Origin of the sequence: Pseudomonas sp. UYIF39, from assembly GCF_029963765.1 — a bacterium.
Classification (GTDB): Bacteria; Pseudomonadota; Gammaproteobacteria; order Pseudomonadales; family Pseudomonadaceae; genus Aquipseudomonas.
The window spans coordinates 75,615-82,701 of the sequence record NZ_JALBYU010000026.1 but is presented as its reverse complement, the minus strand read 5'-3'; the positions used below and the strand labels follow the sequence as shown (position 1 = coordinate 82,701).

Here is a 7,087-nt window from a genome sequence, read left to right as displayed (position 1 = left end):
CGATCTGGCGAGCATTCTCGCCTAAATGGGTGTCCGGTTTCATTAGACCACTACAGGTGATTGGATTTCGGGTTTTGGTGTACATATCCGTTGCTGCGGTAACGGCGGCTTAGGGTTTCGCTCTTACAGCCAGCCCTTTCAAGGTGTTTTCTTTTTATGGGCCTTAAGCACGCGATCCTTCGACACATGAGCATTTGCAGCCCTGCCCTCCAGCCACTCCTTGGACTTGGCGATTTTGGGACCTCGTATGCTTTTGGCGACCTGTTTGGGTTTGATGTTTCTGGCCAGCGCCAACAGGCGCTGCGCCAGAGTCTCTGAGATCGATTGAAGTAACAGATATTCAGGGGGCAACGCGACCTGCATGCCCTCATACCCACTGCGCACTTGCACGGCCAAGTGAAAAACCGAGGCCTCCCACCCTTCGGGCTGCGTCTCGCGATGAGCCTGCTCCACACTGCGCTTGAGAACCGCCAAAACGTTGTAGGTCAAGATCGCCGAAGCAAAGCCCAGCAAGGCCGCGCGGGGAGAGCCGAGGCTTGCGATTTCACTGTCCAGCACCGACTCAAGACGCTGAAACATCCCTTCGATACTCCAACGGCGACGGTACAAATCGGCAATCTGCCCGGCGCTGATGGTGTCGGGCAGGTTGCTCCAGAACCACATCACGGAGTCGCCTGATTCGGTAGCTGTTTGTAGGTTCAATTCAATTCGGCGCCAGCGGTGGCCGCCGTTGAGTTCGATGGTTTGTTCGCGCACTGCTCCGGCTTCGACCGGCGTCGGTTCTTGCCAGTCGCTTTCCTGAATCAACCGTGGATGTTTGCTTGGCTGGCGAAAAATGAACGAAGCGCTCGCGTCCGCGCAGGCCTGCATGACGGGTAGCGTGCAATACAGTCGATCGGCCATCCACAGCTGCCCCTTACTGGCGCGAGCCAACAACGGCAGCACGCCGACGCGCTCACTCGCGTAGGCATCCTCGCAAGGCTGCAAGTCGACGATCTGATCCAGGTCAGGATCGTAGACCACCACTGAAAACCCTGGCCGAGCCGCACCTCGTTCACGCCGCAAAGCCCCAAGACGTTTTTCGGTAGAGGGCAAGTGGTTGCCGTCAACGACGCGCAGTTGCCAACCGGGCAAAATGGCTAAAAATCCCAACTCCTCTATCGTCGGAGCCAAGCGTTCTGCGCTACCGGTGACCAAGGCCCGCAGCAACGCGGGTTCTGTGCGACTGACCTTGTCATAGAGCGCCGCCAAGGTAACCGGTAGATGCTCCATCTGACGGGCGGCGGCATGCAAGGAAGGGCGTAAGCCCAATGAAACAAGGGACATCAGCTCCACGATGGTCGAAAACAAAAGCTCACGAGGGTACTGGCGTTGACGTTGTTCCTCGAACACCTGATCGACCCATGCGGCAGGAACAGCTTGCTCCAGTATCAACTTGGTCATGACACTGGCCGGTGTCTTTTTCTCAAGCCGCGCTAGAACTTCTGCCCACATTGTTTTCGTCACCCTGACTGGAGTTTTGGGGGATTTTAAACGAAGACCTTGAAAGGGCTGGCCGTAAGGGCGAAACCCTAAGCGGCCGTTACCGCAGGAATGGATATGTACACCATCAAAAACCCGGTCGGCTCTAAGGCCGCCATCGCGAACAAGCTCGCCACAGGAGGCCCCATCGCCTACAGCTTGGTGGTCACAACGGACTGCGCTGGGCTAAGGTATTTGCATACCCAGTCCTATCGAGTTCATATGCCTTTCCTTGCCCGCACCCACCCTCGCCTGTCCGCCGCCTTCACTCTCGGCGTTGCGGCAGGCATTCTGGCCCCGGCCGATTCAATCATCAGCAAAATCCTCATCGGCTGGAACACCGGGGTCTGGACTTACCTGATCCTGATGCTCTGGCTCACCGCGCGCGCCAAGGCGCCGGATGTGAAACGCATTGCCGAGGTCGAGGACGAAAACGCCGGGCTGGTGCTGTTTGTTGTATGCATCGCTGCGATTGCGAGCCTGGCGACCATCACCTTCGAGCTGGCCGGCAGCAAAGACCTGGAAACCACGCGCAAGCTGCTGCATTACGGTTTTACCGCGTTGACGGTGATCGGTTCATGGCTGCTGATCGGGGTGATTTTCAGCGTGCACTACGCCCGTCTGTTCTACACCTGGGGCGGCAAAGATCCCGCACTGCGTTTTGCCGAAGGTCTGACAACGCCCAATTACTGGGACTTCCTGTACTTCTCGTTCACCATCAGCGCGGCGGTACAGACGTCCGATGTTGGCGTGGCGACTCGGGATTTGCGCAAGATTGTCCTGGCGCAGTCGCTGATCGGCTTTCTGTTCAACACGGCCATTCTCGGGTTCTCGATCAACATTGCGGCGGGACTGTTCAACTGATCCCTGCACAAACGTTCTAGTCATCACCCTCGGTGCAGGCGTTAAATAAGCCGGCTATCCGCCTCACAGGTGCAGCATGACGACTCACAACTGGATCGACCTGGCCCAGGACGCCGACACCGGCATCGAGACCCTGCGCGCGCATTTCGAAGGCCATGCCTACGACCCGCACTGGCATGACAGTTATCTAGTGGGCGTCACCGAGCAAGGGGTTCAGCAGTTTCACTGTCGACGAGCAAAGCACCAAAGCACGCCGGGCAAGGTGTTTCTGCTCGAGCCGGGTGACATCCACGACGGCGAAGCACCGACCGAAGACGGTTTCACCTACCGCATGCTGTACCTCGATCCGCAGTGGCTGAAACGTGAACTCAGTGCAGTCTTCGAAAATGCCCCTGACAACAGTCAATTGAGTTTCGCCAACACCCTGGCCAGCGACTCGCGACTCGCCCACGCCACCAGCCTGGCATTTCAAACCCTGCATAACGGTGAGCTGAAAATCGTCCGCCAGACCGCCCTCGACGGTTTGCTCGAACGCCTGACCAGTCACCTGCACTGGCGCGCTCGCTATGGCGAGGATCCGCGCCTGCCGCTGGTGGCGCAAAAGGCTCGGGAATACCTGCACGCCAACGCTCAATACGACATCGGCCTCGACCAACTGGCTGCCGCCACCGGAGTTGATCGCTTCCGCCTGACCCGCGCCTTCAAGGCCGCTTATGGCATGGCACCCCACGCCTACCTCGTTCAATTGCGCCTGGCGACCGCCCGACGAATGCTGGCCCGTGGCGAGCAACCGGCGACGGTGGCGATGGAACTGGGGTTTGCAGATCAGAGTCACCTAGGGCGCTGGTTTGTCCGGGCATATGGCTTGACTCCGGCGTTGTATCGCAAGCGCTGCTCAAATCTTCCAGACGCATGACCCGGACTTTGTGAGGATCAACTCCTGAAATCATTCACGGAGTTCGCTGCCATGTTGTCTACCTTTCCCACGCTGTTGCCATTTTTGCTGTTCGCTTTCGTCGCCTCCATTACGCCGGGGCCAACCAATATTCTGGTGCTGAGTAATAGCGCCCGGTATGGCTTCAAGGCTACTTTGCCTATCATCTTTGGTGCCTGCGTCAGTGCTGCAGTCATCGTCCTGCTAGTAGGTTATGGTTTGGGTGAATCCCTGAAACAGATTCCCTTGTTGCAATACGCCATGCAGTGGCTAGGTGCTACCTGGTTGAGCTACCTGGCCTGGCAGATTTACCATTCTGCGACCGATACCTTAGATCCCGATGTATCCGGCAATCAAAAGCGCCCGGGTCTGTTGACCGCCGCAAGCCTGCAATGGGTGAACCCGAAAACGTGGATGATGGCCATGGCGGTCGTCAGCGTATTCGCCGACAACGGTGCCAATCGTCTAAACCACATCCTGTATTTGAGTTTTATTTTTTTCGGCATAGCTCTGCCTTGCATGTCTACCTGGGCGGTTCTGGGATCGAGGGTCAAACAGTTGCTCCATTCATCTAAAGCCCTGCGAAACTTTAATCGGTCCATGGGTTTATTACTGGCAGGTTCGACGTGGCTAAGTGTATGGATCGGCTAATAAAACTTTCCTTTCTCTCCAGACGACCAGATAAAAATCACATTAATAGGACTATGTAAACTGTCAAGTCTGACAGTTTACAGCGACGCCCAATGGCGGTTTTATACCTCATCCCGGACGTTTCTTTGATAGCGGGATACCTTGTCATGACTATGGAGACCGTATTAATGAACATGATCACGCAGAAACTCAGACAGGCCGTGGGTGCTGGTAGTTGTGCCGGGACAATAAACGGCAGAGAACGATACAGCGCAGGTCTGGTAGAACTCTCAGAGCGCACTTTCCCGCTGCCACATGGCGAGGCTTACGTCATGTTTGCCCGGCAACGCGAATCACAGCCGGAATACACGACAAAAGAACTCATCCTTTCGTTTTCCAAGGGATTGGAAAATAAGTCCTACGAACTTACGCAGGATTCACATCAAGTACGCCTGACATTCGCCGATAACAGCGACCCAGCCAAATCGGTTATTTATACCCAGCTCTCGGGAACAGCCGATCTTGAACTTGATGAGACTACAGGGATTTTTTCCGGAAAACTGACAAAGGTTATCGTCGAGAATCATGACGATGATGTCTCTAAACAGCTGACGCTTGATGTGATCTTTTCAGCAAAAGGAGCCTTTGCCACATTTCACCAACCTCGCGGTCGAACGCTAGCGGCATAACCGTTTGATCTAAAATTAAAAAGGAAGCAATTGCTTCCTTTTTAATTTGCTTTCGCAGACTTCTTACCACCTATAACGTAGACCGAAATTGATACCGTAAGGCTGTTCTATGTTTTGACCGCTGCTGTACTCGAAGTCCGCATGCATGTTGAGATTATCAGTCATTGCTACAGCGACGCCGGTCCCCAACTCCGCGCGGGAACCTGACAGGTCGTTGTTGAACACGTTGTTGTTGACTTGTACCTCATTACTTTTTGCGAATTCATGTGCCCATGCGGCGCGTAGATACGGCTGTACGACACGTCCTTGCCCAAACGATATATTTCGGCCAGCGGTAGCGCCCACCTTCCCGATAAACGAACGTGTGCGATCCCCTTCGGCTTGCAGGTCGTTGCTCAGGGAAAAATCCTTTCCTTGAATGACCACGGCGGACCATTGAGTGAAGGGTTCAAGGAAGTTGCCATTGTCGAAGTTGATGTGTTTGCCGAACTCGACAGAACCACCCAGCCCCGAGTTGTCATAATCTCCCTTGGCCCGGGTACCATCGCTCAACGCCACTTTCGCATCATTACGGAAGCGGTTTGCCTTCAACACACCGTCAAAGTAATAGCCTGTCTGGGTGTCTAACCAGGTGACATAGGTACCCACGTAGTAACTGTCCACGCTGCCTGAAGTGCCGGCATTGAGATTGAGATCAGATTGACTTTGACCCGCCATCACTCCCACTAACCATTGGCCGTCTCCGAGAGGAAGCGCCGCATCGGCACCCAGGGTGAAACCTTGCTGGGTTTGTTGATAACCGACACCTGAGCCATCGGCGATGTTGTATTTGTTGGCGTATGTACGCCCCCACGCGCCTGACTGGCCGCCATTGAAACGCAGTTCCCCCATGCGAGTGCGCAACGAGGTCAGCTCACCCAGCCAAACCGTCGATGCGGTATTGAACAGCGCAAGTACAGAACGTGCGCCAGGACTCACTGTTCGGGTGCTTGGATCGAGTATCCAGTCATTACCGCTTTTCGCCAGACCGTAAGAAAATGTCCCAAGTTCAACCGCTCCGTTCACCAGAGAAAAGCTTGCATCGCCACCTGCGGTTTGAACCACACGAATAGGCTGGCCGGTGGCTGGATCCAGGCCACTGCTGGCGATCAGCAGTTCATGATTGCCAACAGCGGTTCCGGTGACATTCAGCACATCAGTTCGGCCCGTGCTGAAATCCGTTCCCATCACGAATCGACCATTCCCGGAAAGGTTGGTCACATTCAATTGATAGAAAGCATTGGTGTCCCCAAATACCACGGATCCCCCGCGGTTAAGGCTGAGGGTGTCAACCTGGCTGTCACCCACCAATACCCAGCGGGAAGAGTCATTGATCGTGGTGCTGGCAACATTTTCCAGGCGGCCGGTCAAAACCGAGTCGTTTTGCAGAACCAGCTGTGTGGCACTGCCTTGCTCGGACACGATGTTCCCGTTCAAGGTACTGCCATTGACGGTCATGGAGACATTCGCGCCGCCTTTCACATCCAGCAAAATCTCGTTGCCTGCCAGCAAGCGCGAGTTGTTCAACGAGATGGTCGCAGGCAGTGTCGAAGCGTTGTTGAAATCGACCACGATCGCCGAACCGGTATTCCCCTGGACAGTGGTGTTTTCAAGGGCCAATACGGCGGGCTGAGCATCATTCACATCAAGATCAATACGTACTCCGTTTTGTCCGCCAGAAACAGTGCTGTCTCGGGCAATGGCTTGTCCACTGCTCAATCGAAGCCCGTAACTCGTGGCTCCGGTGCCCTGAATGATTGAGTCGCTGACGTCCAGAGTGCTATGAGCGCTGACCAAGGCGCCTCCCAGGACACCCGTGATGGTGCTCTTACCAGTCACGACAACCTTGGAACCGGTTTGAGTCGCTGTATTGCGAACCGCCTGCAGCCCCAGACGATTGCCGGTAACAGTACTTTTATCGATGGTGGCATCGCTATTGGTCAGCAGGACACCGGCGAGACCACCCGCACCTGAAACGGTAGCGCCACTCAGATTGACGACCGAGCCATTGCTGGCCGAAATCTGCTGTGTAGTACTACCGGTGTTTACATTGAGTGTCGAATTATCAGACGTGATCTGAAGTGTTTGCGCGCCATTGACGGTCAGAGTGGCTTGCTGGCTCAAGCTCCAGCTTTCTGGTACGCCATCATTAATCGTCACATTCCCCCCAACAATCGGCGCAGCGCTGGCGTGTGAATGATAGAGAGAAAGCAGCAATAAACTCGTGGCTGTCGAACCACACGTATTTATAACTTTTAAAAAAACAATTCCTCGCATTGGGCACCTGCCTTAAATAAAACTTAAATGCTGACACTCTGAGCAGGCCAGCTACTTGAGGGGCGCTAGGTTAGCTGGGCGTTTCGCAAAACTCTGTAGGACTTATCCTGTTTTGCGATTGGAAAAGCCCTCA

Annotated in this window: 6 protein-coding genes; 4 read left to right on the top strand and 2 right to left on the bottom strand. The window is 54.9% G+C overall.

All coding sequences use genetic code 11. The features are described 5' to 3' along the window. Positions 1 to 138 precede the first annotated feature (138 nt). Complete coding sequence (locus MO767_RS26070; protein WP_282482881.1) at positions 139 to 1,443, bottom strand: IS4 family transposase; 1,305 nt, start codon at positions 1,441 to 1,443, stop codon at positions 139 to 141. A gap of 300 nt (positions 1,444 to 1,743) precedes the next feature. On the opposite strand from MO767_RS26070, the gene MO767_RS26065 reads away from it, so the two are divergent. From MO767_RS26065 to MO767_RS26050, 4 genes are all read left to right on the top strand, one after another. After that, positions 1,744 to 2,385, top strand: coding sequence for a DUF1345 domain-containing protein (locus tag MO767_RS26065; protein ID WP_282482880.1), 642 nt, complete (start codon positions 1,744 to 1,746; stop codon positions 2,383 to 2,385). Positions 2,386 to 2,461: 76 nt separating this feature from the next. Next, the gene (locus tag MO767_RS26060) at positions 2,462 to 3,301 is read left to right on the top strand and encodes an AraC family transcriptional regulator (protein WP_282482879.1); all 840 of its coding nucleotides are present in this window, start codon (positions 2,462 to 2,464) and stop codon (positions 3,299 to 3,301) included. Positions 3,302 to 3,352: 51 nt separating this feature from the next. Then, positions 3,353 to 3,970 carry a LysE family translocator gene (locus MO767_RS26055; RefSeq protein WP_282482878.1) on the top strand — a complete coding sequence of 206 codons (618 nt, stop codon included), beginning with the start codon at positions 3,353 to 3,355 and terminating at the stop codon, positions 3,968 to 3,970. A 167-nt stretch (positions 3,971 to 4,137) separates the two neighbouring features. Beyond that, the gene (locus tag MO767_RS26050; RefSeq protein ID WP_282482877.1) at positions 4,138 to 4,638 is read left to right on the top strand and encodes a hypothetical protein; all 501 of its coding nucleotides are present in this window, start codon (positions 4,138 to 4,140) and stop codon (positions 4,636 to 4,638) included. 63 nt (positions 4,639 to 4,701) lie between these two features. Here MO767_RS26050 and MO767_RS26045 read toward each other — a convergent pair whose 3' ends face one another. Next, positions 4,702 to 6,894: an autotransporter outer membrane beta-barrel domain-containing protein gene (locus MO767_RS26045; protein WP_282482876.1), complete on the bottom strand. Its 2,193-nt coding sequence runs from the start codon at positions 6,892 to 6,894 to the stop codon at positions 4,702 to 4,704. Positions 6,895 to 7,087: the final 193 nt, after the last annotated feature.